The organism is Hymenobacter negativus (assembly GCF_017571495.1).
Lineage (GTDB): Bacteria > Bacteroidota > Bacteroidia > Cytophagales > Hymenobacteraceae > Hymenobacter > Hymenobacter negativus.
Window position 1 is genome coordinate 71,388 of record NZ_JAGETZ010000010.1, and the last position, 25,332, is coordinate 96,719.

The window sequence follows — 25,332 nt, forward strand, 5'->3', positions numbered from 1 at the left end:
CTATCTTCACAGCCTCAGCTTTCTATTATTCATGGGCTACACCATTCGTGCACTTGTCGGCTCGGCAACGGACCTCCTTCCTTTCACTAGTGCTTATCCGCAGGCAGTGTGCGTCGCACTGGGGTCGGGGTTGTCACTCATTCCCCTCACCGATGACTTGTTCGATACGCTAATGCCGGGCGAACCTTCTGAGGACTTCGCTCCCTTCTACTTTTTAACACCCCAGTTGGAGGCGCGGCTATTGCACTACATTGGCAAGGCCTGCATCGGATACCTTGAAGCGGAATATTTCGGGGGCGTTGGCGAGCAGGCTGCCGTGCTCTGGAACGAGGGGCATCGGGAGATGGTGCGGGGGCCACAGTATGGCGCCATTAACGCGGTATTGGCACGGCTTGGCATCCAGCCAGCTTCTTCAGACCATGACGAGTTTGATACTGCGGGCTTCGGCCAGCGCCGGCATACCGAGGACTGGTTATTGGGGTGAGCACTCGTCCGGCGTGGCTTGTTAGAAGATGTTCCCTTTGCTGTTCAGCCCCACTCGCTAGGGCCGGATTGCCAAGCAAGTTCAGCTCGTGGCATGCTTGAATAAGGGACTACCACAAGCTGTCGACTGAGCAGATTATGGTGCCGGACCACACCACCACGCTCACCAGTACAAGTGCTACTGTCAGTAGAGCATGCCGTAGGGTCTGGCGCCACAATCCAATGGGCAGGAACGTACCGCGCGCTAGCAAGGCACTTCCTGCCAACCCCAAAGCCAAAACCCACAGTAAGAGAATCGGTAGCAGAAACATCGACGCAAGCTACCAAAAAACTGGGTGCAATTGTGGCGCATAATCTGCTGATTCACGGCCTTACCGTTAATCCCGATTACTTATTTCGCCGGCTCATCCACCATATTCCGCCACCCAACGCTAATAGTGCGCCGGCCACCAGCGCTGCCACGGTTACTGGAGGGCCGAAGGCTTTGCACGAACAGCTGGTGAATACCGGTTTGCCACCTATGTATAGCCGGCGGCGGCAGAAGGCACAAGGGACCAGATTGGGGTCAATTTGGCCGGGGAGGGGCCGTGGTTGGGCTGGGGAAATCATATGGCAACTAAATAATGGATGTTGTAACACGAGCAGCTACTGGTAAATACGGGATGGCGAGCAAAGTAACCCGGCTATCTGCCTGGTTCCAATCCGCGAACGTGGCTTGCGGCGCGCTGCTCAACGTGTTGGAGCGTCATCCGTAGGTGGATTTTGGCACGCCCGGGCAGCTTGTGTACGCCGTCGAGCGCTACCGTGGCCACTACGAAGAACAACTGGTGGCCTCACTGGACTACCGGCCAACTTTCACAACGGTTTGGCTGCTCAATCGGCTGATAAACGCCGCCAGTGGTTCTGAAATAGGGAAGTTGCTTAACAAGATGGGCCGGTTAATGAGCCATTGGTTAGCGGGCCAACAGGGCGGTGCCCCGGCCGAAGACTTTTATCTGTTGCAGACCCGAAAAGAATAGGATTGCCTGAGGCGCGAAGAAGTTGGTGGGTAACAAGCGTGTTGCATTTTGCTGTCTTGCGATTATTCTCTCTGGATAACGTGCGGGTGGCTGGCCTTACAGTTCTCGGCGCACGTACTTAGCAAGGATGGAGCGGATAATTCACAAATTGTTACTTGCCTGGCTGCTACTGCTAGGGGCCTTGCTGCTCACGCAAATGCTGCCGCTGCCCGGCGGGGCCCAGCTTGGCTATGGACTCGTTTGGGTAGTAGCGCTCACTAGCCCGTTCGTTGCCTTACTGGTGCTCTGCGTGTTGGGGTTTAGGGTACGCGAGTTGCTGCACCGGCTGCGTGTATTGCGGCGCGCGGCCAGGTGGAAATGGAATAAGCGGCCTCCGGACTGGCTGGGAGAGGAATGGAGCGATTGACCGAGGTAAGGGCGCGGTTCAACGCAGTGGGCTGGTCTGGCCAAAAGGGACCAATGAGCTGTAGTAAGTGCTGCTGCGGATTCTATTAAAAGCCGGGTCTGTGTACACTTAGCTACCGCTGTTGCCTTTAAGGGAAGCTAACCGGTCCAAATGGTCGAAGGTAGCGGTGAGTATGCCGGAATCCACGGCTGCGCTTACCGAGTCGGAGGTTTTGGTTACCGCGTATCCTTTCTGGGTGAGGTAGTGGATAAAGGCCGGCCGGTGGCGCAACTCGAACACGGAGATGACCTGAGAAAAAGTGGATGGAATGCGGGCGAAGTCATTTTTAGGTACTTGGTCAACTTGCTCGCTTTTGATGGTAAGCACCAGCGTGCCCTGGCCATAATCGGCCAGGTAATAGCCGCTGGCCCCAAACATCCCCGAAGCAATGGCCCCAATAGCGTGCAGGTCTTGTGTGGTTGCGTCAAATTCATCGGTCGTGAGCAACTCGATGCCGTGTTGCTCGCCGTAAGCTCGAAGCTGCTCGGCTTGGCTTAGCAGCTGGACAGGCCAGTCAGATTCTGCCTTGACCCAGGCCCACCGCCACGTTTCGGAGACGTGCGAAAACGTGCCCAGCGCTTGTAGCGGAAACACCAATCCGGGGCCGAAGGAGATAGTGCCAGCGTCCATGTCGGCATTCCAGTCCTTGTCGCCGATAACCTCGTACAGGTTGGTTTGCCGGTCGTAGGCCAAGGCAGCGTAGCGTTCCAGTAGCTTTTGCTCGGTGCGGGGTTGGGGCGGCATATAGATGGGGAAAGCTAAGAATGAAGATTTCAGAAATTCTGTGGGAAATGACCAGTATTTCTTTCAGGCTTTACCAGGTAACTTTTGGTAAGGTTACTGGCTCGCCAACGTAGGCGAGGTAGAGAGTGTGCCGGGGTTGGGTCGGGGACGCTTCCGGACCGGCCGCCCTGCTTAAGTAGATGCCTTGTGGCTACCTGTACCCAAGGGGGGGCTGGAGAGCCCCTCCCGCCGTCGCTACTGCTTGAGCAGCTTCACCTGGCAAGGCTGGCCGTCAGGCGTAGCAAGTGCAGCCCAGCGGGTAGACTAGTCAGCTCGGGCACGGCAAGGGTGCCGGGGCTGGCGGGGGCGCTCACGGGCCGCTGCCGTAACTGCCGTCCCGTAGTTTCGGCCAGGGTCAGGTCGGCCGCAGTGAGGGGCGTGGCCAGCAAGAAGTACAGGAGCAGCAGTCCTTCTTGCAGAGGTACTGGCGCAGCCAACAATTGGCTGGGTATTGGCCATTCTACCTCGAAGGCTACGAGGCGTACCGGCGAGTGCTGAGCGGAGCCATTGGTATCTACCTGCCGCAGCCGGTGGTAAGCACTAATGGCCCCGCATGTAACCACATCGTCGTAGCCATAGCTACGGGCCCATACGCTGCTGCCGGCCCCGGCCACAAAGCTCAGCGCCTCAAAAGCAATCCCATTCAGACTCCGCTCCACCCAGAAACCCGCGTTGCGCACCTCACTAGCCGTTGTCCAAGTCATGTGCGCGGAGCAAGGCGCTGACCGGCAGCGGGGCTAATTCAGGGTTGACGGCCAGCGGCGGGGGCGTGCCGGCAAACTGACCCAGTTGGCTGTATTGGTTGTTGCCCCAAGCCCAGAGCGTGCCGTAGGCGTTAATGCTAACCTAGTGGCTGGGACTAGCCGCCAAGCGGCCTGCCCCAGCCGGGCCTGCCAGCCCCCACAGCAACAGGCTCAATATTATTAAGATAGGCTCAATGCACCACCTGAGGAGCAGGCGTGGTAAGTTGTGCTGATAAGTGGTCAGCCAACGCTAAATGGTAGGTGTACCCGGTCGAGAATACGACGTAGCTCTTGTTGGTCAATAGCCGATAAGGGCTGTAGTGGGGCACGTAGCTGTCCCGCTTCCTGGCCTAATATTTCCAACCCAGCCTTAATGGCGCGGGGCAGGCCTTTGACTACAATGAACTGTAGTAGCTCAAATTGCTGGTAGAAAAGCTGGCGCGCTTCGGCCAAGTCCTGGCGCTGCACGGCTTCGTACAAGCCTAGGTTGAGTTCTGAAATGAGATTGGGGGCCGCCGTGCACCAGCCCGTAGCGCCGGCCGCGAAAGCAGCTAGAGCAAGCGGGTTGGAGCCGTTGTAGAAAGCCACGTCTTCGCCTAGCAGTTGGCGCAAGGCCTGCATGCGCTGCACGTCGCCGGTGCTTTCCTTAATCATGGTCACATTGGGGATTTCCAGCAGACGCTTGAGCAGCGCGGGTGACATATCGAGGCCGCCCGTGGCCGGGTTATTATAAGCCATGATGGGCACAGATATAGCGCTAGCTACCCGGTCAAAATGCTGAAAAATTTCGTCGTCAGTGAGTTTCCAGTAGCTCATCGGAATGACCATCACCGCGGCCGCGCCGGCCTGCTCGGCAAAGCGGGCGTGGCGTATTACCCCGGCCGTAGTAAGGTGCGATACGCCGACCAGCACCGGTACGCGGCCATCCACTTGCTGCAGCGTGGCCTCGGTTACGGCGTCGCGCTCCTCATCGGTGAGGTAGGGTAGCACGCCGGTGCTGCCGAGTGGGGCAATGCCGTGCGAGCCATTAGCCACGAGGCGCTCGACGAGGTGGCGGTAAGTGGGCAGGTCCACCGCATTGTCGACGGTAAACGGGGTGATGGGGTAGGCAATGATGCCGTGAAAAGAGATGTTCGAGTTCATTATAGAAGGGATAATTAGTTAGATTACAGGTCACGGCCGCGCTCTTCGCGTAGGGCTACCCCTAGGTTCTGCAGCAGGGGGGCATTCTCGCAGGCGATGTAGCGGGCGCCTACTGTTTCGCTGCGGTTGCCATGGTTGTGCCAGGCCCAGATGGGGATATAAATGGCATCGCCGGCCTTCCACTCCACCAGGCGGTCTTCAATCTGGGTGTAGCCCTCGCCTTCGATGACGTAAATCACGGTTTCGTAGGTGTGGCGGTGCTGGTTGGTGACTTGGCCCGGCAGGAGCCCGCCAATGGTCATGCTCAGGGCCACCGTGGGCAGGTCCACGAAGAAGACAGGGTGCTTGCGCTCGGTCGAGAAATGGTCGTGGGCGCCGGCTTGCTCTACATTAGCATGGTGCAGCTTTTCGGGCATCCGCACTTCGGGCCGGGCGTAGGTGCGGTGGAAATCTGCGGATTGGAATTTGTCCTTGGCCGTAGTCTCGGCAGGGCTGTCAATGGCAGTAGTATTCATAAAAAAGGAGGGGTGGGAGAGGGTGAAATCATTGGGCGGCGCTGGCGACCTCCTGTTTTGAGTCCCGGGTCAGGGCGGGTGCCAGCGTTTGACTCTGCAAAAGTGTTCGTAGTTTGGCCCCGTCAATTCATCCAGTTTATCTAAACGAGCGGGTCCAGTATGCTACGTGCCTGGGATACCAACTTTCATCCAACCTTCGCGGCGGGCCGTGCCGTGTACTTGCAAATCAGTGAGCTGATTGCCACCGAAATCCGCCGCGGGCGATTGCAGCCCGGTACGGCCTTACCTGGCACGCGGGAGATAGCTAAGCAGCTAGGGGTGAATCGGAAAACGGCAGTATTAGCCTATGAAGAGTTGTTGGCCCAGGGCTGGCTAGAGGCGCAAACTACCCGCGGTACCTTTGTGTCGAGCCAGCTGCCCGAGAGCACCCCAACGGCCTTTGCGCCCGCCGCAGGCAGGCCGGTAGAAGCGCCTGGTTTTCGGTGGCAGGACCCTTCCGAGCCAGAGCAACCACCCGTTGCCATACCTGGGGCGCTGGTGTTCAACGATGGCACCCCTGATGCCCGGCTCGCGCCCGTGGCCACCCTAGCCAGCGCTTACCGGCGCGTGATGCAGGGCCGCGGCCGTCGCAACCAACTAGGTTACGATAACCCCTTAGGTAGCCTGCCGCTGCGCGAAGCCTTGTCGCGCATGCTCAACCAAGACCGCGGCCTGAGCACAACACCCGCTAGCATCTGCCTGACGCGAGGCACCCAAATGGCCTTGTACCTAACGGCCCGCCTGCTGCTACAGCCCGGCGACGTAGTGGCCGTGGAAAACCCTGGCTACCCCCCCGCCTGGCAAACCTTCCGTCTACTAGGGGCCGAGCTTGCCCCAGTGCGGGTAGACGAAGAAGGCCTGTGCGTAGACGAGTTGGAAGCGCTGTGCCAGCGCCGCCCGGTGCGCGCCCTGTACCTGACGCCGCACCACCAGTTCCCAACCACCGTGACGCTACGCGCCGCGCGCCGCGTGCAGCTCCTGGCGCTGGCCGCCCGCTACGGCGTAGCCATCATCGAAGACGACTACGACCACGAGTTTCACTTTCACTACCAGCCCATGCTGCCGCTAGCCTCGGCCGACCCGCACGGCGTGGTCATCTACATCAGCTCGCTTTCCAAGCTAATTGCGCCGGCGCTACGGGTGGGTTACGTAACCGGTCCCGCGGCCTTCGTAGCGGCCCTAGGTCGCCTGCGCGCCCTCATTGACCGCCAAGGCGACACCGTGCTGGAACAGGCCGTAGCTGACCTGATTGACGAAGGCGAAATTAAGCGGCATACGCGCCGGGCCCACGCCGAGTACCACACCCGCCGCGATGCCCTAGCCGATGCCCTGCGCCAGCTAGCAGGCAACTTCGTGGAGTTTGTGCTACCCGCCGGCGGCATGGCCCTGTGGGTGACCTTCCGGGAAGACGTGGACCTAGAGCTAGTAACCGAGGAGCTAGCGCGCCGCAAAGTAGTAATCACGCCCGGTAGCCGCTATTACCTTGAAGGACCAGCCGCCAATTCCGTACGGATGGGCTACGCCGCACTCACGCCTGCCGAGCTAGCTCATGCCGTAGAGCAGCTGGGTGCCGTGTTGCGCCAGCACACAAGCGGCGCGAAAAGCACTACCTAGGAGCAGTAAACGCGTACGCCGCGCTACCAGAGCGCGGCGTCGTGCTCCGGGCAATCGATGCGGAGCTGGGAGCCTTCGAGGGGAATGTTGAGCAGGTGGCAGAAGTGCTGGCCGGGCCGCCGCCCATAGTGGCGGCAGGAAAAGCACATGCGCTGCACCGGAATGGTACCCGCCTGCTGCAGCTGGTGCAGCAGCGTTAGCAAGTTCACATACAAGCTCAGCTTTTGGCGAGGGGGTAGGGCGGCTACGGGCGGACTGAGTGGCGCGGCAAAGCGGCTGCTCTGGTCGGCTAGCTGCTCACCAGCGAGGGTGAGCCGGAGCGAATGACTCCGTAGGTCGGCCGGGTCGGTGTGTCGGCTCACTAAGCCTTTCTGCGCAAGGGTTTTAACGGCATCGCTAATGGTGGCGCGGCTCACGTGGTACTCGCGGGCTAGGTCGCTCACCGTGCACTGGCCCACGGAATGGAAACGCAGAAACACGACCACTTGCAGCTGCAGCGGGCTCAGGCCGCTGTGGGTGGCTTCCTGCCAGAGTAAGTGGCGAAACACGCCGGCCAGCCGTTCGAGCGAGGCCACAATCTTGTGGTCGAGGTCCGGCGGATGGTTTTGCCGGTTGGGGTCGAACGGGCTGGCGGCGGAATCAGCAGTCACAGGTGAAATCGTGGTAGTGGCGAAAAGGCGGCGCAAAAGTGCCGTTCACGTTCACCACCCGGTCGAGCCGAATACGTTCGCCGGTATCGATAACCAGGTATTCGGCGAGGCCATCCGGCCCCCGCTCGCTAACCAGGTCTTTGAGCAGGGTAGTCACGGTGGTGAACTCCCAAAGGTCGGTGAAGTATTGCAGGTGCGAGTACGTACGCCGCGTAATGGTGGCTTCCAGCACATCGTGAAAGCCGCAATTGATGGGTTTATAGGTAATTGACTCCATGATGGGGGTAGGGAAATAGGAGCGCCTACTGGCACCCCTGCATTTCGATGATGTAATAGCCCTGGGCGTTGATAACATCTACCACTTCCTGGGTAGGCTCTTCGATATGGCAAAACCGGCACTCCTTAGCCGCCAGCGGTTGGCCTTCCTGGCCTTTCGTAGCTAGGTACTGGCGGCCAAATTGGTAGACCTGCTCTTTGCTGGCTGCTTCATCCGACACCAGAATATCGAAGTGCATAAGCGAACCGTCCTTCTTCGGAACGTAGGTATCATAAACGGCGACTTCCATGAGTGTAATAAGTTGAGGGTTGAAAAATTTATTGGTATTGAAAAGCCTAGGTTTCGGGTCAGGCTGAACTGGTCGAGGCATCTCTTACCTCATCGAACTGACCGCCCGAAGTGGGAGAAAGGCTACGACCAACTCAGCTTGATAGAAATTAAAATTGTCCTTCCTTGACGTAGGGATAGGACCAGAGTGTGGCCGTGAGCGTGACGGCCTTAAACCAAGCCGCGTGCATGGCTTCTACCTCGGTCTCAGCATGTCCGCCGCGTTGCAAAAACGGCTTGATGGTGGCCGTGAGCGGCACGATAAACGCGGTGAGGTAGCGCAGGTGAATAAGCGGCTCGGCCATAGCCCCATCGGTCACGTTCTTCTTGGCGCTGGTGTGCCGCAAGCCGATTTCGTGCTGATAATCAAGCCAAGCCTGGTCGTAGGGCTTGATGCACACATCCAAAATCCACTGCCCAAAGCGGGCCCGGACGCGGGCTAGGTAGTCGCCATCGGGTTGTCCGTGCAGCGAGAAGTAGCGCAGCAGGTGTGGATGCGCCCCCACGAAGCCGTACCACACGTCGAGGATGGCATTGGTTTGGGGAGCCAGCACCTGCCCGGCCTGCGCCAGGGCCGCTACATCAGCGTCGGAAAAGAGGACCGTTTGCTTGAGCAATTCCAGCTCCTCAAGCGTGACGGGGGAGCGGCTGACCTGCCCGTAGGCGTAGCCGGGGATAAGAGAATTTTCCATGGGGTAAGAACAGTGAAAAGAGATTAAGTGAAGGCAAAGCGGTAGCTGACCAGGCAGAAAAGCTGGCTACCGTTTGTTTCCAAAAGAGAGAGGGTTAGCGGGATTCCGGCCGCTCGCGCCAATAGTTGTTGGCGGCGGCAATGGTCGCGAATTCAGCGGCGACCGTCTGGCCGATGCTGATGAGCATCATGGGGTTATCCGCGTAGATGGCGCGCTGCTGGCGGCGCTTTTCGTCGTCGGGCTGGGTGAGTTTGATGACCAGGCGGGCAAGCTTGACGGCAAGCTGGCGGCCTTCTTCCGGAGTAGCCGCGAGCAGGCTGTTACCGGGTACGAGTTGCAAGTCGGACATGGCGCGAAGGCTAGTTGGTGGCGGCCACCGTGTAGGGCAGCGATAGATTACCCGACAGCACCCCGTACACCTGATACACGCCGAGCATGGGCCGCTTATTGTCGGATGCGTTGACCTCCATATAGCAGGTCACAAGGTCAAATTTGAAGTCCCGCCGGCGGTTGATGCGGTCGAGCGGCACCACCACACGGCCGGTGTTGCCCTGCATCGTGACGGTAAAACCGGGCGAATCCATGTACATGTGCATGCCGGGAGCGCTGGTGGGTGGCAACTTGGGCGCGGCGCCCATGTGGTCAAATTCCTTCACCGAAAAGCCCCCGGCTACGCGGCTGTCTTTGATGAGCACCACCCAGTGAGCGTGCCACACCAGCCCGTCGTTGGTGTAGTTGCCGTCGCCGTTCTCATCCCACAGCGGCGTGTCCTCGAAGTCGGGGTGGGAGGTCAGGGCCATGGCCACAATCCCTTCGGTGGCACCCATGCCGATGTCAGTCGATTTGAGGGTGGTCGGGAAGACGTAGCCGAGTACCGGCGCACCGTCCGTTTTACCCGCAGGCTTAGGCTGGGTCTTGCCGGCACTGCCCGCTACCTGAAACTCGAAGACCAGCGTTTCCAGCTCGGGCAAGTACTTGATGGCAGCCTTTTTTGGGGTGTAGTCAGCGTTCTTGTAATCCGCGCCCGACGACTGCGCAAAGCTGCTGGTTGTCAAGGCGCCCAGTAGCGTTAAGGTAAGCAATGGCTTTTTCATGGAGTGTATAACTGTTGGTTGATTACTCGACAAAAGTAGTTGGCACTCCTAACCAGTTTATATACTTTGAGCAGTGGACCAGGCAGCATATAAATACTGGTCCAGCATCGCAACAGGTGAATAAGAAGTCGGCAAAAATAAATACAGGATAAATTTGTCCGGTATAAATCGCAGCTATACCTTTGTCCCATCATGGCAATGTTCTCTAAGGCGTGTGAGTATGGGATTCGGGCTGCGATTTATATCGGGCAGCAGTCGGCCAGCGGCCGCCGCGTCGGTCTGAAAGACATTGCGGCCGAAATTGACTCGCCAGAAGCTTTCACGGCCAAGATTCTGCAGCAGCTCGTGCGCGAGCAGCTGGTAACCTCGGTGAAAGGCCCTACTGGCGGCTTTGAGCTTACGCCTGAGCAGTTGCGCACCGTCACGCTCCGCCAGTTAGTGGTGGCCATCGACGGGGGCGCCATGCTACAAGGCTGCGCCCTAGGTCTGCCGCAGTGCTCAGCCAAGCAGCCTTGCCCCATGCACTATCAGTTCCTACCCATCCGCGACCAACTCAATGAGCTGCTGCGCGCCCACACCATCGGCGAGCTAGCTAGCAAGGTGCAGGAAGGCCTGGGCTTCTTAAAGCAATTCAGTTAACCTTTTTTTTGCTTACATACCGGACAAATTTGTCCTTTAATTTCACATCTTATGACTCCCGAGCAGATAGCCCTCGTCACGGCCACCGTCAGCACCCTCAGAGCGCACGGCGTAGCCCTCACCACGCACTTCTACCACCGCATGTTCGAGCACAACCCCGAGTTGAAGAACGTTTTCAACATGGGCAACCAGCAGACCGGCAAGCAGCAAATGGCGCTTGCCATGGCTGTGCTAGCCTACGCCGAGAATATCGAAGACCCCTCAGTGCTAGTACAAGCCGTCACCAAAATCAGCCACAAGCACGTCAGCCTCGATATCCGGCCCGAGCACTACGCCATTGTGGGTCGGCACCTGATTGCCTCCATCGGCGAAGTGCTCGGGGAGGCCGTTACGCCCGCGCTGCTCGAAGCTTGGACCGTGGCGTACGGCCAACTGGCCGCCCTGATGAGTGGCTTGGAAAGCGGCCTGTACCAAAAGGCCGTTAGCCAGGAGGGTGGCTGGACGGGTTGGCGCCCCTTCACCGTGAAGCAAAAGGTAGCCGAGTCAGCCGAAATTACCTCTTTCTACCTTTACCCCGCCGATGGAGGCAAGGTAGCCGACTTCCAGCCCGGGCAGTACGTGAGTGTGCGCCTGTTTCTGCCCGAGCTGAACCTGTTTCAGCCCCGCCAGTACAGCCTCTCCAGCGCCCCCAATGGCGAGCACTACCGCATTTCGGTGAAGAAGGAAGCCGGCAGCCAGCACCCTGACGGCATGATTAGCAATCGCCTCCACGACTTTGTGCAGGAAGGTGCCATTATCGAACTGGCGGCTCCAGCCGGCGATTTCATGCTGGAAACAACCAAGCAAACCCCCGTAGTGCTGGTGAGCGGTGGGGTAGGCCAAACCCCGTTGTTAAGTATGCTGGACTACCTCACCCGAATCGGTAGCCCCCGCCAGGTGGTCTGGGTGCACGGCAGCCGCAACCCAGAGGTGCACGCCTTTGGGGAGCGGGTGGCGCAATTGGCCGCTCGATACAAAAACGTGCAGCAACACATTTTCTATAATATTCTTCCTCCTGACCAGGAAAGAAAGGACTATTACGAAGGCATCGTAGACCTGCAAAAGCTCAACGGCGTGTCGCTGCTGCCAGAAGCTGACTACTATGTATGCGGCCCGGCACCCTTTATCCGTAAGCAAGTCCAGGACCTCGCGGCGCTAGGTGTACCACGCGAAGCCATTCACTTCGAGGAATTTGGGCCCGCAACATTAAGCGTACAAGCAAGTTGCTTTTATAGCATTGTATAGTCTTGCATAAGTAGGTGGTAGTACCTACAGCTACACCGAATGTTGGAAAAGGACGTTGTTATGGCTTTCTGGGTAGCGGAACTCAATAGAAAATACGACGTGTACGGGAGTCGTCACAATGCTCCGTAAAAGCCCTTGCGTTATAAGCTGCGCTACCGCTTCAATAGACTAATGCGGTTGCACTGGTTCGTTCAACATTTATTGAACGAACCAGTGCAACCGCATTAGTCTATTCTATTGCTATTGACCAGCATTACAGCAAAATCATCTTAGATTCAACCACTACTCTTATGCATTGGATAGCCTTGCCAAAATAGCTTGCTTTATGAAGACAACGCAGGCCTTTCAACTTGCTTATGAGACCTACAGGATGCTAATCAAATGCCCAGGCGGAACAGTTCGCCAGTACCTTTTAGTGATGATTGGCGAATGATTAAGTCTCCCGAGACAATGAAGGTGTGCGGCCGAAACAACTCCCGCTGTTGCATCTGCTCCAAAAAGAGCCGTGCGGCCTGCTGGCCAATGCGATAGGGGTGCAGGTCGACGGTGGTGAGTCCTGGCTCAATCATGCCGGCCATCACATCATCGCCGAAGCCAACCACGGCTACATCATGCGGTACCCTTACCCCGCGCCTTTTTAGCGAGACCAGCAGGTCGAAAGCATTCACATAATTAATAGCAAAAATGGCATCGGGCGGCTCAGCCATTGCCAGCCATTTACTGAGTGCCCTTTCTACCTCTTCGGTCTTGAATTCGATATGTACTTCGTATTCAGGTCGCAAGGGTAATTCATAGCGCTTCAAGGCGTGCTGATAGCCAGCTAGCCGGTTGCGGCTGATAAGTAGTGACTCCGGCCCCGCTAAAATGGCAATGCGTTTTGCTCCCTGCTGGATGAGGTGCTCGGTGATGTTGTATGCCCCATTCCAGTCGTCAAGGATGACTTTCGCGCTTTCTACTTCGTTGCTGACGCGGTCGAAATGCACCACCGGAATGCCCCGGCAAGCCTTGGGCTTGACATGGTCAAAATTCTCGGTTTCGCGGGAATGACAAATGAGAAGCCCATCTACCTGGCTGGCCACCAGGGCCCGTACGTTGCTCACCTCCGTTTCATACGACTCTTTGGACTGGCAAATCATAACCCGGTAACCCGCTTCTGTGGCCACCGCCTGGATGCCGCTTACGGCCGTGGCGAAAAATGGCCGTTCCAAGTCCGGAATCAACACGCCCAAGGTGTGGGTCTCGCGGCTTTTAAGGCTTTGAGCCATGACATTGGGCCTGTAGTCCATTAAATGAGCCGCTTCAAGAATAGCCTGACGGGTCGTTGAGCTAATATCGGTATGGCCATTCAGCGCCCGCGATACTGTAGAGGAAGCCACGCCTACTGCTTTTGCAACATCACCAATGGTGGTTTGGGTGCGTCGCCGGTCTTGTACTACACCGGTTTTGGGCTGCGTAAAGTGGTACTCACAACTCTTGCATAGGTAGCGTTGACGGCCGCGCACAAAACCGGCTTTCAATACCGATTCAGAAAGATTACACTTTATACAGGTAACCATGGCTAATTGAATTAAATTGAGAACATGGCAACAGTGGCGTTGCTTGAAAAATTCTCATGTGAGTGCTCACTCAAATGTAATACTTAATTAAAAAAAAACTTTGCCGAAATAGATATTTTTCTATCGGCATCGTTTCCGGAAACGATGCCGATAGAAAAATTGAGAAATAATCAAAATGAGGCACTTTTTCCTCGATGCAACTCATGGATTTTTATTTACCTTCGAAACCGATATAGATAAACTACCTCTATGCCGGTTTTTCGGTAGTTTATAGAAATAGCAGATTAGCTACTGCTAGAAATTGTACTTTTAGAAAGACTCATTTTATGCTTCACACCATGCGCTGGTTCGGTCCAAACGACCCGGTTTCCCTCTTCGATATTCGGCAGGCCGGGTGCGTGGGAGTGGTAACCGCATTGCACCAGTTGCCGGTCGGAGCCGTGTGGTCCACGAGCGAGATTGAGGTCCGCCAGCAGTTGATTGCGGCCGACAACGCTACCCACGCGCCGATGCATTGGGCCGTGGTAGAAAGCCTACCAGTGCACGAGGCTATTAAAAAAGGCCTGCCCACGCGCGAACTGTATATAGCGAATTACATAACGTCGTTGCGCAACTTGGCAGCGTGCGGCATCCGCACGGTGTGCTACAACTTTATGCCAGTGCTGGACTGGTCGCGCACCAACATCAACTACGAAATGCCAGACGGCTCGCGGGCATTACGCTTTGTGTGGCAGGACTTCGCCGTTTTCGACCTTTTCATTCTAAAGCGTCCCGGCGCGGTGGCCGACTATGAAGCGGCTGTGGTGCAGGCCGCAGAGGCGCAGTTTGTGCAAATGAGCGCCGAGGAAATTGCCACCCTCACCAATACCGTATTGCTGGGCTTGCCCGGCTCGGAAGAGGCGTTTGAGCTGGCTGGCTTTCAGCAGTTGCTAAACGAGTACGCAGCAATTGATGCGGCCACGCTGCGGGGTAACCTGCACTACTTCATTCAGCAAGTGGCACCAGTGGCGCAGGAGCTGGGCATCGACCTCTGCATTCACCCCGACGACCCGCCTTACCCGCTGCTGGGCCTGCCCCGTGTGGTAAGCACCGCCGAGGACCTGGCCGCGCTGTTTGCTGCCTGCGATGTGCCGGCCAATGGCCTCACGTTTTGCACGGGCTCGTTGGGCGTGCGGGCCGATAATGACTTGCCGACGATTGCCCGCCAGTTTGCTTCCCGCATTCACTTCATTCACCTCCGGGCCACGAAGCGCGAGGAAAACCCACGCAACTTCCACGAAGCCGACCACCTGGAAGGCGATGTAGACATGTACGCTGTGGTGCGTGAGTTGGTGCTGGAAGAACAGCGCCGCGCCGCCAGCGGCGAAGGCGCAGCAGCCATTCCCATGCGCCCCGACCACGGCCACCAGATGCTGGATGACCTCAAGAAAAAGACTTATCCCGGCTACTCAGCCATTGGTCGCTTGCGCGGCTTAGCTGAGTTGCGCGGGCTGGAATACGGTATCCGAAGAGGCCTGAAGGCTGATGCAGGCCCGGCCCGCCGCGAAGCTCCATTCTACGCCTAAAGCTACCTGCACACCTCACTACTCCGCTCCAAAATCCCACCTAAATGTTGCTCCGGTCCCTGCTGCTTTTATTAGTCCTTGTTGGCGCCGCGCCCCTCTGCCGGGCCGATGATGGCTATCGGCTGTGGCTGAAGTACGACCTGATAGGTGATGCTGGCCAGCGTACCCAGTACCGCGCCGCTACGCAGTTTATCGCGAGTACCACCAATGATGTGGTCGTGAAAACAGCCGTTGCCGAACTACAGCGCGGCTTGCAGGGTCTACTGGGCCAGCCTATACCAGTAGTGGCCAAGGCACCTGCAGGTACCAAGCGCGGCATCCTACTTTCCGTAGACCCATCTGCAAACGTTTCCGGTAGTTCTACCAGCAAGGACGGCTACCGGATTGCTGCCGAGGGCAAGAACCTAGTGGTGACGGGCAAGAGCGGGTCCGGCGTGCTTTATGGTGTGTTTGCATTGCTGCGGCAGCTGCAAACCGGGCAGTCCATCTCGGCCCTGAGCCTGAGCAGCAGCCCGCGCATTCAGTACCGGTTGCTTAATCATTGGGACAACCCAAACGGTACTGTGGAGCGCGGCTACGCGGGCTCCAGCATCTGGAAATGGTACGAGCTGCCCCAACAGCTCGACCCGCGCTACACCGACTATGCCCGCGCCAATGCCTCCATTGGCGTCAATGGCGTGGCTATCAACAATGTGAATGCTAGTGCGCGTTACCTCACGGCCGAATATATTCAGAAGGTGAAGGCGCTGGCGGGCGTGATGCGGCCCTATGGCATTCGGGTGTATTTGTCGGTGTTTTGGGCCGCGCCCAAGGTGATTGGTGGGCTGAAAACATCTGACCCGCTCGACGCGCAAGTGAAGCAGTGGTGGGCTGCCAAAGCCGATGAGATTTACAAGGAAATTCCCAATTTCGGCGGCTTCCTGGTGAAGGCCAATTCGGAGGGCGAGCCCGGCCCGCAGGATTACGGCCGTAACCACGCCGATGGTGCCAATATGCTGGCCACGGCCCTGGGCACGCATGATGGCATCGTGATGTGGCGCGCCTTTGTGTACAAGGCCGGCAGCAGCGACCGATTCAAGCAGGCCTATGAAGAATTTAAGCCGCTCGATGGCCAGTTTTCGCCCAAAGTTTTGGTGCAGGTGAAAAACGGCCCGATTGATTTTCAGGCCCGTGAGCCCTTCCACCCGCTGTTTGGCGCCATGCCCAAAACGCCGCTGGTGCTGGAAGTGCAGATTACGCAGGAGTACCTCGGCTTTGCCTCGCACTTAGTGTATCTGGCACCGCTCTTTAAGGAATGCCTGGATGCTGACACGCAGACCAAGGGCCCCGGCTCGACAGTGGCGAAAGTGGTGGACGGCAGCCTCGACCAACACCGCATCAGCGGCATTGCAGGCGTGGCCAACATCGGTTCCGACCGCAACTGGACCGGCCACCCCATGGGCCAGGCCAACTGGTACGCTTTCGGCCGCTTGGCCTGGGATTACAACCTGACCGCCGCCGCCATTGCCACCGAATGGACTAAAATGACGTTGACTCGCGAGCCCAAAGCCGTGGCCACCATCGTGAGCATGATGGACAAGTCGCGCGACATCTACGTGCGCTACACCACACCAATGGGACTGCACCACATCATGGGCCAGAACATTCACTACGGCCCCGAGCCCTGGCTGGCCGAAGCCGGCCGGCCCGACTGGACTGCTGTGTATTACCACAAGGCCGACTCTGCAGGCCTGGGCTTCAACCGCACCGCGACTGGCTCCAACGCCCTGGCACTGTACTCGCCGGGCGTGCAAAAGCAGTGGGGCGATACCAAAACGTGCCCACTCGATTACCTGCTCTGGTTCCACCACGTGGGCTGGAAGCAGCCGCTACCCACCGGCCGCACCCTCTGGAGCGAGCTGGTAACGCGCTACTACACCGGGGCCGACTCCGTGACCTGGATGCAACAGCAATGGGCCAGTGCCAAGGCCGCTGTAGACCCTACCCTGCACGCCGACATAACGGCGCGGCTTGCTATTCAGCGACGTGAGGCGCTGTGGTGGCGGGATGCCTGCGTGCTCTATTTCCAGACCTACGCCAAGCAGCCGATTCCAGCACCTTTCACGCCACCTACGCGCACCCTGGCCGAAGTTAAAAACCTGGTTGATTTGTACCAGCTCAAATAATTGATGATGTGATAAATGCACAGCCTGTGAGGATTGTAAAGCTTAAAAAGTCAAACGATTGTGTTACACAGCTTTTTTGAGGTCAGCACACTGGCCGATTTGTTGCATCTATCAAATTATCAAATAAATAAATTCTGAAAATACGCCCTTTATATGAATAATACATCCTCTTCCAATGTCCATCATCGCCCCGCCGATGCCACCGGTACCGAGGCGCAGCAGCAACACGCCGACGCGTTTTCGCTGGATGGCAAGCTGGCGCTGATTACGGGCGGCGGCACAGGCATCGGACTAGCCATTGCGCAGTGCATGGCCGCGGCTGGGGCCACGGTAATCATCACGGGGCGGCGTGAGGCGGTACTGCGCGAGGCCGCGGAGTCCATCGGCGAGTCGGTGCAGTACATGGTGAACGACGTGACCGATTTGTCGGCCATCGACGGTATGGTGGCCGAGGTGGAAGCTACTTATGGTCCACTCGACATTCTGGTGAACAATGCTGGCATTAACCTCAAAAAGCCAGCACTGGAAGTAACCGACGAGGATTTTGACCGCATTCTGCACACCAATCTGCACTCCGTTTTTGCCCTCACACGGGCTTGCGCCAGCCGCATGGTGGCCCGCCAAAAAGGCGTCATTCTGATGATTTCTTCGATGGCAGCCTACTACGGCATCGACCGGGTGGTAGCCTATGCCGCCTCCAAATCGGCGGTGGAAGGCATGGTGAAGGTGCTGGCCTCTGAGTTTTCGGGCCGCGGCGTGCGGGTGAATGCCATTGCGCCGGGCTTTATCGAAACAGCTATGAGCCGCACGGCTATGAACTCTGACCCCGACCGCCGCGACCGCGCTATGCGCCGCACGCCCATGGGCAAGTTTGGCCAGCCCGAAGACATCGGCAACGCGGCCGTTTTCCTGGCTTCCGACGCGGCTCGTTACATCACCGGCGCCTCGCTGCCAGTAGACGGCGGCAATTCCATCGGATTTTGATTGTCGGTTTTCAAACTAACTGCCTAATGCACAACGAATAAAAACCAGCAACTAAAAGCCTGTCTCCCAAATATTTTCAACTAAACCCCCAAATAAAATTCCCACCAACATGCATAAATCCTTACTCTTTCAGAAGAAGGCCCTGCAACTAAGCTGGCCTTTCCTGATGGCCTCGGGACTTCCCGTAGCCAGCGGACTGCTAACGCCACTCACGGCGCAGGCCCAAACAACCCAAACCGTATCGGGCAGCGTACTCGGCGCCGACAGGACTGGAATTCCCGGCGTGAACGTAGTAGTGAAAGGTACCTCTACGGGCACCGTAACCGATGCCGCCGGTAACTACTCGCTGGCCGCCGCGCCGGGCACCACGTTGGTGTTTTCGTTCGTCGGCTTCTTGGCACAAGAAGTGCCCGTGGGCCGTGAAGCCACCATCAGCCCGGTGATACTAACCACCGACACCAAGGCCTTGGAAGAGGTAGTAGTAGTGGGTTACGGTACGCAGCGAGCAGAAGCGGTAACGGGTTCTGTTGCTTCCATCAACGGCGAAGCCCTGCGTGAGGTCCCCGCAGCCAACATCTCGCAGGCCCTGCAAGGCCGCCTGCCGGGCGTGCAAATTTCCCAAACCTCCTCCCAGCCCGGGGCCAGCACGCAAATCCGCATCCGCGGCACCCGTTCCCTGACGGCTACCAACGACCCCCTGATTGTACTGGACGGTATTCCTTTCCCTGGCTCCATCGGCGACATCAACCCCAACGATATTGCCTCGGTTGATATTCTGAAGGATGCCTCGGCCACAGCCATCTACGGGTCACGTGGGGCCAACGGCGTGGTGCTCGTCACCACCAAGGGGGGCAAGAAAGGACAGAAGGCTCAAGTAGTGTACGACGGGTTCGTAGGCGTGAAAACCTTGTTCTCCAGATACCCTATGATGAACGGACAAGAATTTGCGCAGCTGCGCAAGGACGCCGGCATCTACAAAAATACCCTGGACGAATCCGATGACGTCAATACCGATTGGCAGAAGCTGTTGTACCGAACCGGCCTTCAAACCAACCAAAACGTGGGCCTGAATGGCGGCACGGAAAACGGGCGCTACAATTTCAACGCGGGCTACTACCAGGAACAAGGCGTCGTTCCGACCCAGCAGTACACGCGTTATTCCGTACGCGGCACGCTGGACCAGAGCGTGGGCAAATACGTTCGGTTGGGTTTCACTACCAACAACAGCTACAACTTAACGGAAGGCGCCAACGTGGGAGTGTACAGTTCCTTGACTTCGTCGCCCATCGCCAATCCGTACAACGCGGATGGGTCGCTGAAAAGAGTGTTTAAAATGCCGTTGGACGACCAGTGGACGACCACCAAGGACGTAATTGAAGCCAACAAAGACAAGTGGCTGAACCAAACGAGAAACTTTGCCACCTACAACGCCCTCTTCGGCGAATTCAGGATGCCAGGTGTGGAAGGGTTGAAATACCGCGTCAACCTGGGCGTGAACTACCGGCAGAGCCAGGGCGGGAGCTACACCGGCCAGGGCGTCAACGCGGTCAACCCGACTACTGTTTCGACTGCATCCGTCAGCAACGCGGTTACCACAGACTACACCGTTGAAAACATTTTATCTTACGACCGCACCTTTGGCGGGAAGCATAATATCAATGCGTTAGCCTTGTATTCTGCCTCCAGCAATATTTACAACCGGGCGCAGGTTAACGCCCGGGATATTCCTTCCGACGCCTTCCAGTTCTACAACCTGGGGCTGGCCGCCGGCGAAATCACCGTACCCACTGCTAATAATGAACAGCAGTATCAAAAATACGGGCTGCTGTCGTACATGGGCCGGGTGATGTATTCCTACGACGACCGGTATTTGCTGTCGGCCACGGTGCGTTCGGATGGCTCCTCGCGCTTAGCCGCCGGCCACAAGTGGAACACCTATCCGGCCGTATCGCTGGGCTGGAACATGGCCAAAGAAGGCTTCATGCAGAACGTGACGGCCATCAACATGCTGAAACTGCGGGCCGGCTACGGTGTTACGTCGAACCAGTCCATTGCGCCCTACGCTACCCTGGGCCGTCTGACCACCCGCCCCTACAACTTTGGTCCCACCAACTACCAGACGGGCCTGTTCGTGACCGACCTGCCCAACCCTACCCTGGGTTGGGAATACTCGAAGACGTGGAACTACGCCGTGGATTTCTCGCTCCTGAAAAACCGGCTTTCGGGTACAGTGGAATACTATATCACCAACACCGAAAACCTGCTGCTCGGATTGGGGCTGCCGCCTACCTCAGGCGTGAGCAGCTACACAGCTAACATTGGCTCTACCCAGAACAAAGGCGTCGAGTTGGCGCTGAACGGGTTGATTCTGCAAAACCCCAACGGCTTGACCTGGGAAGCAGGCGTCAACGTGTATGTCAACCGCAACCGGATTACCTCGCTGGCTGGGGCGCAGCAGAGCGATGAAGGCAACTGGTGGTTCGTGGGCAAGCCCATCAACGTCATCTACGACTACGAAAAAGTGGGCCTGTGGCAGCAAGACGACCCCTACCTAAATGTGCTGGAGCCCGGCGGCAACGTGGGCATGATTAAGGTGAAATACACCGGTGGCTACAACCCCGACGGAACCCCAAGCCGCCCCATTGGCGTGCTGGACCGTCAGGTGCTGGACGTGAACCCCAACTTCCAGGGCGGCTTCAACACCCGCTTGGCCTACAAAGGCTTCGACTTGTCGGTGGTGGGCGCCTTCCAGAACGGCGGCCTGCTCAACAGCACCATCTACGGCTCGTCGGGCTACCTGAACCTGCTAAACGGCCGGCGCGGCAACGTGGAAGTGGATTACTGGACGCCCACCAACACCGGCGCCAAATACCCCAAGCCGGGCGGCGTCACGAGCGGCGACAACCCCAAATACGGCTCGACGCTGGGCTACTTCGACGCTTCTTACCTGAAGGTTCGCACCATCTCGCTGGGCTATAACTTCGATAACATGGCGTGGCTGAAGAATGCCGGCGTTAGCCGCCTGCGCCTCTACGCAACGGCCCAGAATCCCTTCGTGTTTTTCTCGCCTTACAAAAAAGAATCGGGCATGGACCCGGAAACCAACTCCTTTGGCGATGAAAACGCGGCCGTACCCCTGGCCCAGAACCTGCGCCGCATCCTGACAATAGGTACCAACGCCCCGGCCACCCGCTCCTACATCGTGGGCCTCAACCTCACTTTTTAAGCAACTCAACCGATGAAATCTCTGAATATAAAACTGTTGACAGGTGCTGCCGTTCTCTCTATGGCTTCAACCAGCTGCTCAAAACTGCTGGACGAAGAGCCCCGCAGCATTTACGAGCCGGGCTTCTTCCAAACCGAACGAGGCGTGAGCGGCGGCCTAACCTCTATGTACGCGCACTTGCGCTACATCTACGGCAATGCCTACTACTACAACGCCACCCTGACCGGAACCGACGAAGCCACCTACGGCCGGGACGCCGACGAGAACTTCCTGGCCATGGACTTCTCGGGCCGCGCGACGCTGAACGCCAACAACAGCCGGGCCGATGCCTTATGGACGACGGCTTTTCCCAACATCAACACAGCCAGTGGCATCATCAAAAATGCCACCGCCGTGGGTACCATTTCGCCCGCGTTAGTGGCTGAGGCACGGTTCTTCCGGGCTTTCGATTACTTTATGCTGGTGCAAACGTTTGGCGGGGTGCCCCTAGACTTGGGCTCGGGAGAGCTGGCGTTCAATACCAACCCCGTTAGAACCTCGGTGCGCAACACGGTGCCCGAGGTGTATACCAAAGCCGTTTTCCCGGATTTGCTGCAAGCCGTCAATGACTTGCCGGCGACGCCGCGGGTTGTTGGCGGCGTCACCAAAACGCTGGCCCGTCTCTACTTGGCCAAGGCGTACTTGACCTACGCTTGGTGGCTTGAAAACCCCAACAACATTCCCACCTACCCCGCAGCGCAGCGTACCGACCCGGCCGGCCGCACCGCCCAGTATTACTACCAGCAGGCGTATGACATTGCTACGGCCGGCATCGATAACCCGGGGCTGTTCCGCTTGCAGCCTACGTATTATGACGTGCACGTGGGCACCAACGACCGCAACACGGAGATGATGCTGTACGCGGACCACACCGAAAGCAGCGAAATCTACAATGCCGGTAGCCTGACCTTCGGCAGCGGCGGGGCCCCCGACAACTTTGCCGGCTGGATGATGACCTGGAACTACACCAACCTGCGCAGTGCGACGAATCCCGACGGCTCAGGTGCAGTATCTTCTGTGCAGCGGGAAGCTGAACAGCATCTGGGTCGCCCCTGGAACCGCATGGCGCCCACCGTAGACGTCGTCGAGAACACCTTTGCTGACAAAACGAACGATTCGCGCTACGATGGCACCTTTACTACGGTGTACAGGGGCAACTGGCCCAAAGCCGGCGTGACAAACTCGGTGCTGTACAACGCCAACAACCAGCCCGTGAGCCCGGGCGGTGCCATCCTGACGTTCCTGGATACCGAGCCTGCTACGCCCATTACGTACCCCAGCGGCACAGGCGCAAACAACGTGGGCGCTGGCGTGCTGCCTGGTCGGGCCGATTACGTGATTTCACCGCGTGGCATCAGCCGGATTGTGTATCCCGGCCTGTGGAAGCTCGGCCCCTACCGCACCGACGGCGGCTCGGGACTGGGCCAGCCCAACGCGGGCAGCACCCGTCCGTTCAACATTGCCAAATTCTCGGAACTATACTTCGTAGCGGCTGAGGCCGCTGTGAAGGGAGCAACTACTAAATCGGGCCAAAGCGCCCGGGAGTTGATTAACGTGATTCGGGCTCGGGCCGGCAAGTGGCGTTTCGACAACAACAACAACACGAGCAGAGTGCAGGACAACAGCGCGGCAATGGTGGCGGCCACCCCGACCACTATCACCATCAATTACATCCTGGCAGAACGTTCGCGCGAGTACTACGCCGAAGGCTACCGTTGGTTCGACCTAGTGCGCACGCAGAAGTGGAATGAGCTGGCCTCTACCTACCGCATCAGCGGAACCAACTACGGCGACCATACACCTGCCACCGTTACCCGTACCATCCAGCCCTTCAACTACCTGCGGCCTATTCCGCAGACTCAGCTCGACCGTCTGGACGTATCGGCAGACGTGAAGGCTACTTACCAGAACCCTGGCTATAACTAGCCAGGAAGGGAGAGAAGGTTGGCGGGCGTCATGCGATTCGCCAATCTTTTTACTCTTTTTTTGCCTTGTCAGCTTAAGAAAACAAGCCCCGGTTTCTCCTCGAAACCGGGGCTTATTTATGAGAGGGTACTGGTTTTGGTCCTTTCAGCTACCGTTTCGTTGCTATGTGTATGAAAGTTAATACGTTTGCCCTTGCACTGCTGCTGAGTGTCCCCTTTGCCCACGATGCTACCGCCCAGGTGCGCCTGCCGCGCCTGGTGAGCAACGGCATGGTGCTGCAGCGCGACCGGCCGGTGACCATCTGGGGCTGGGCCAAGCCAGGCGAGAAGCTGACGGTGGCGTTCCAGGGCAAAACCTACGCCGCTACCACTGGCTCGGACGGCCAGTGGCGCGTGGCCCTGCCGGCAATGAAGGCTGGTGGGCCGTATGAGTTGAATATCAAAGCCAGCAATGAGTTGAGCGTAAAAGACATTATGGTGGGCGACGTATGGCTGTGCTCGGGCCAGTCGAACATGGAAACGCCCATGCTTCGCCTGCGCGACAAATTCCCCGATGTCATCGCCCAAGCTGCTAACCCGCGCATCCGGCAATACGAAGTGCCCCTGACCTATGCCTTCAAAGGCCCGCGCCCCGACATCACCGGCGGCAAGTGGATTGCCGCCGACCCGCAAACTGTACTGCAATTCTCGGGCGTGGCTTACTTCTTCGCTAAGGAAATTAACGCCAAATACCAGGTACCGGTTGGCATCATCAAAGACGCCGTGGGCGGTTCGCCGGCCGAAGCCTGGCTGAGTGCTGAGGCGCTGAAGCAATTCCCGAAATACGAGGAGCAAGGTGCTAAATACAAGGACAGCGCGATGGTAGCGGGCATCCGGCAGCGCGAAGGCGCGGCCGTGTCGGACTGGTACAAGCAGCTATATCAAGCAGACCAGGGCGAAGCGCGAGGCCAGCAGAAATGGTCGGCCCCCGGCTACGATGCCAGCAGCTGGGCCAGCATGAACGTGCCCGGCTACTGGGCCAACCAGACGCCGTTGGGCATGGTAAATGGCGTGGTGTGGTTCCGCAAAGAAGTGGAGGTGCCTGCCGCTATGGTGGGCCAACCCGCACGGCTGGAGCTGGGCACGCTGGTCGATGCCGACTCTACCTACATCAACGGCCAGCTGGTGGGCAGCACCGGCTACCAGTATCCGCCCCGCAAGTACGAGGTGAAGGCAGGCGTCCTGAAGCCCGGTAAAAACGTGGTAACGGTGCGCCTCATCAGCAACGGTGGGCGGGGCGGCTTCACACCGGAGAAGAACTACCAGCTCAGTGCCGGCGGCCAGACCATTGACCTGCGCGGTCCTTGGCAGTACAAGCTGGGCGCTACTTCGACTCCTACGCCAGGTACCACCACGTTTCAGTACCAGCCCGGCGGCCTCTACAACGGCATGATTGCGCCGGTGCTGCCTTACGCCATCAAAGGCGTGCTGTGGTACCAGGGCGAGAGCAACACTGGCCACCCTCAGGACTACCAAGCCCTGATGACCAGCCTGATTGCCGACTGGCGCGCCCACCTGCAGCGTCCCGACCTACCCTTCCTGTATGTGCAGTTGGCCAATTTTATGGCCGTGAAACCCGAGCCCGGCGAAAGCGGCTGGGCGGGCGTGCGCGATGCCCAGCGCCGTACGCTGGCCGTGCCCAACACCGGCATGGCCGTGATTTCGGATGTGGGTGAGTGGAACGACATTCATCCCCTCGACAAGCAGACAGTGGGCCACCGTCTGGCCTTAGCCGCCCAAAAAGTGGCGTATGGCGATAAAAAAGTGGTGGCTTCCGGCCCGCTCTATCAAGGCATGCAAACTGCTGGCAACAAAGTCACACTCAGCTTCACCAGCATCGGCGGCGGCTTGGTAGCGAAGGGTGGAGGCCCACTAAAAGGCTTTGCCGTCGCCGGGCCGGATAAGAAATTTGTGTGGGCGCAGGCACGAATAGAAGGCAATAAGGTGGTAGTTTGGAATGACCAAGTGCTGAACCCTACGGTGGTGTGCTACGCCTGGGCCGACAATCCCGAAGGTGCAAATCTTTACAACAAGGAGGGGCTGCCGGCTTCGCCATTTACTACGGCAGCTGATGTGCTTTAGGCTG

Annotated in this window: 22 protein-coding genes; 10 read left to right on the forward strand and 12 right to left on the reverse strand. The window is 58.1% G+C overall.

The features are described from left to right. Positions 1 to 31: 31 nt before the first annotated feature. On the forward strand, positions 32 to 484 hold the full coding sequence (locus J4E00_RS19260) for a hypothetical protein (RefSeq protein ID WP_208176898.1): 453 nt from the start codon (positions 32 to 34) through the stop codon (positions 482 to 484). A 1,532-nt stretch (positions 485 to 2,016) separates the two neighbouring features. Here the strand turns inward: J4E00_RS19260 and J4E00_RS19265 are convergent. From J4E00_RS19265 to J4E00_RS19285, 5 genes are all read right to left on the reverse strand, one after another. After that, entirely contained in the window at positions 2,017 to 2,691 is a 675-nt protein-coding gene (locus tag J4E00_RS19265) for a DUF6882 domain-containing protein (protein ID WP_208176899.1), read from the reverse strand. Positions 2,692 to 2,942: 251 nt separating this feature from the next. Further along, positions 2,943 to 3,434, reverse strand: a complete 492-nt coding sequence (locus tag J4E00_RS19270) for a hypothetical protein (RefSeq protein ID WP_208176900.1) — start codon at positions 3,432 to 3,434, stop codon at positions 2,943 to 2,945. Beyond that, positions 3,415 to 3,570 carry a hypothetical protein gene (locus J4E00_RS30310; RefSeq protein WP_208177028.1) on the reverse strand — a complete coding sequence of 52 codons (156 nt, stop codon included), beginning with the start codon at positions 3,568 to 3,570 and terminating at the stop codon, positions 3,415 to 3,417. The genes J4E00_RS19270 and J4E00_RS30310 overlap by 20 nt, the downstream gene beginning before the upstream one ends. 143 nt (positions 3,571 to 3,713) lie before the next feature. Then, positions 3,714 to 4,616 (reverse strand): dihydrodipicolinate synthase family protein, encoded by a 903-nt coding sequence (locus J4E00_RS19280; protein ID WP_208176901.1) that lies wholly within the window; start codon positions 4,614 to 4,616, stop codon positions 3,714 to 3,716. Between the two features lie 23 nt (positions 4,617 to 4,639). After that, on the reverse strand, positions 4,640 to 5,131 hold the full coding sequence (locus J4E00_RS19285; protein ID WP_208176902.1) for a cupin domain-containing protein: 492 nt from the start codon (positions 5,129 to 5,131) through the stop codon (positions 4,640 to 4,642). Between the two features lie 159 nt (positions 5,132 to 5,290). Here J4E00_RS19285 and J4E00_RS19290 point away from each other — a divergent pair, with 159 nt between their 5' ends. Next, a complete protein-coding gene (locus J4E00_RS19290) occupies positions 5,291 to 6,784 on the forward strand; it encodes a PLP-dependent aminotransferase family protein (RefSeq protein ID WP_208176903.1) in 1,494 nt (497 codons plus the stop codon). A gap of 23 nt (positions 6,785 to 6,807) precedes the next feature. Here J4E00_RS19290 and J4E00_RS19295 read toward each other — a convergent pair whose 3' ends face one another. From J4E00_RS19295 to J4E00_RS19320, 6 genes are all read right to left on the reverse strand, one after another. Continuing rightward, on the reverse strand, positions 6,808 to 7,434 hold the full coding sequence (locus J4E00_RS19295) for a MarR family winged helix-turn-helix transcriptional regulator (protein WP_208176904.1): 627 nt from the start codon (positions 7,432 to 7,434) through the stop codon (positions 6,808 to 6,810). Beyond that, complete coding sequence (locus tag J4E00_RS19300; protein ID WP_208176905.1) at positions 7,424 to 7,711, reverse strand: hypothetical protein; 288 nt, start codon at positions 7,709 to 7,711, stop codon at positions 7,424 to 7,426. The genes J4E00_RS19295 and J4E00_RS19300 overlap by 11 nt, the downstream gene beginning before the upstream one ends. A 25-nt stretch (positions 7,712 to 7,736) precedes the next feature. After that, the gene (locus J4E00_RS19305; RefSeq protein ID WP_208176906.1) at positions 7,737 to 8,000 is read right to left on the reverse strand and encodes a DUF2024 family protein; all 264 of its coding nucleotides are present in this window, start codon (positions 7,998 to 8,000) and stop codon (positions 7,737 to 7,739) included. A gap of 148 nt (positions 8,001 to 8,148) precedes the next feature. Beyond that, positions 8,149 to 8,730: a protoglobin domain-containing protein gene (locus J4E00_RS19310; protein WP_208176907.1), complete on the reverse strand. Its 582-nt coding sequence runs from the start codon at positions 8,728 to 8,730 to the stop codon at positions 8,149 to 8,151. Between the two features lie 94 nt (positions 8,731 to 8,824). Continuing rightward, positions 8,825 to 9,079 (reverse strand): hexameric tyrosine-coordinated heme protein, encoded by a 255-nt coding sequence (locus tag J4E00_RS19315; RefSeq protein WP_208176908.1) that lies wholly within the window; start codon positions 9,077 to 9,079, stop codon positions 8,825 to 8,827. Positions 9,080 to 9,089: 10 nt separating this feature from the next. Then, entirely contained in the window at positions 9,090 to 9,824 is a 735-nt protein-coding gene (locus J4E00_RS19320) for a hypothetical protein (RefSeq protein ID WP_208176909.1), read from the reverse strand. A gap of 192 nt (positions 9,825 to 10,016) precedes the next feature. Between J4E00_RS19320 and J4E00_RS19325 the strand changes: the two genes are divergently transcribed. Together J4E00_RS19325 and hmpA are read left to right on the forward strand one after the other, a co-directional pair. Beyond that, positions 10,017 to 10,463: an Rrf2 family transcriptional regulator gene (locus tag J4E00_RS19325; protein ID WP_317196646.1), complete on the forward strand. Its 447-nt coding sequence runs from the start codon at positions 10,017 to 10,019 to the stop codon at positions 10,461 to 10,463. A gap of 51 nt (positions 10,464 to 10,514) precedes the next feature. Beyond that, entirely contained in the window at positions 10,515 to 11,747 is a 1,233-nt protein-coding gene (gene hmpA / locus J4E00_RS19330; RefSeq protein ID WP_208176910.1) for an NO-inducible flavohemoprotein, read from the forward strand. A 377-nt stretch (positions 11,748 to 12,124) separates the two neighbouring features. Here the strand turns inward: hmpA and J4E00_RS19335 are convergent, their stop codons facing one another. Beyond that, positions 12,125 to 13,264: a substrate-binding domain-containing protein gene (locus J4E00_RS19335; protein ID WP_236049963.1), complete on the reverse strand. Its 1,140-nt coding sequence runs from the start codon at positions 13,262 to 13,264 to the stop codon at positions 12,125 to 12,127. Positions 13,265 to 13,641: 377 nt separating this feature from the next. Here J4E00_RS19335 and uxuA point away from each other — a divergent pair, with 377 nt between their 5' ends. The 6 genes from uxuA (at position 13,642) to J4E00_RS19365 (ending at position 25,328) form a co-directional block, all read left to right on the forward strand. Further along, positions 13,642 to 14,868, forward strand: coding sequence for a mannonate dehydratase (gene uxuA, locus J4E00_RS19340; RefSeq protein WP_208176912.1), 1,227 nt, complete (start codon positions 13,642 to 13,644; stop codon positions 14,866 to 14,868). A gap of 44 nt (positions 14,869 to 14,912) precedes the next feature. Beyond that, on the forward strand, positions 14,913 to 17,033 hold the full coding sequence (locus tag J4E00_RS19345; RefSeq protein WP_208176913.1) for an alpha-glucuronidase family glycosyl hydrolase: 2,121 nt from the start codon (positions 14,913 to 14,915) through the stop codon (positions 17,031 to 17,033). A 153-nt stretch (positions 17,034 to 17,186) separates the two neighbouring features. Next, on the forward strand, positions 17,187 to 18,017 hold the full coding sequence (locus J4E00_RS19350; protein WP_208176914.1) for an SDR family NAD(P)-dependent oxidoreductase: 831 nt from the start codon (positions 17,187 to 17,189) through the stop codon (positions 18,015 to 18,017). 109 nt (positions 18,018 to 18,126) lie between these two features. Further along, complete coding sequence (locus J4E00_RS19355; protein ID WP_208176915.1) at positions 18,127 to 21,243, forward strand: SusC/RagA family TonB-linked outer membrane protein; 3,117 nt, start codon at positions 18,127 to 18,129, stop codon at positions 21,241 to 21,243. Positions 21,244 to 21,303: 60 nt separating this feature from the next. Continuing rightward, positions 21,304 to 23,208, forward strand: a complete 1,905-nt coding sequence (locus J4E00_RS19360) for a RagB/SusD family nutrient uptake outer membrane protein (RefSeq protein WP_236049965.1) — start codon at positions 21,304 to 21,306, stop codon at positions 23,206 to 23,208. A 170-nt stretch (positions 23,209 to 23,378) separates the two neighbouring features. Further along, complete coding sequence (locus J4E00_RS19365) at positions 23,379 to 25,328, forward strand: sialate O-acetylesterase (protein WP_208176917.1); 1,950 nt, start codon at positions 23,379 to 23,381, stop codon at positions 25,326 to 25,328. Positions 25,329 to 25,332: the final 4 nt, after the last annotated feature.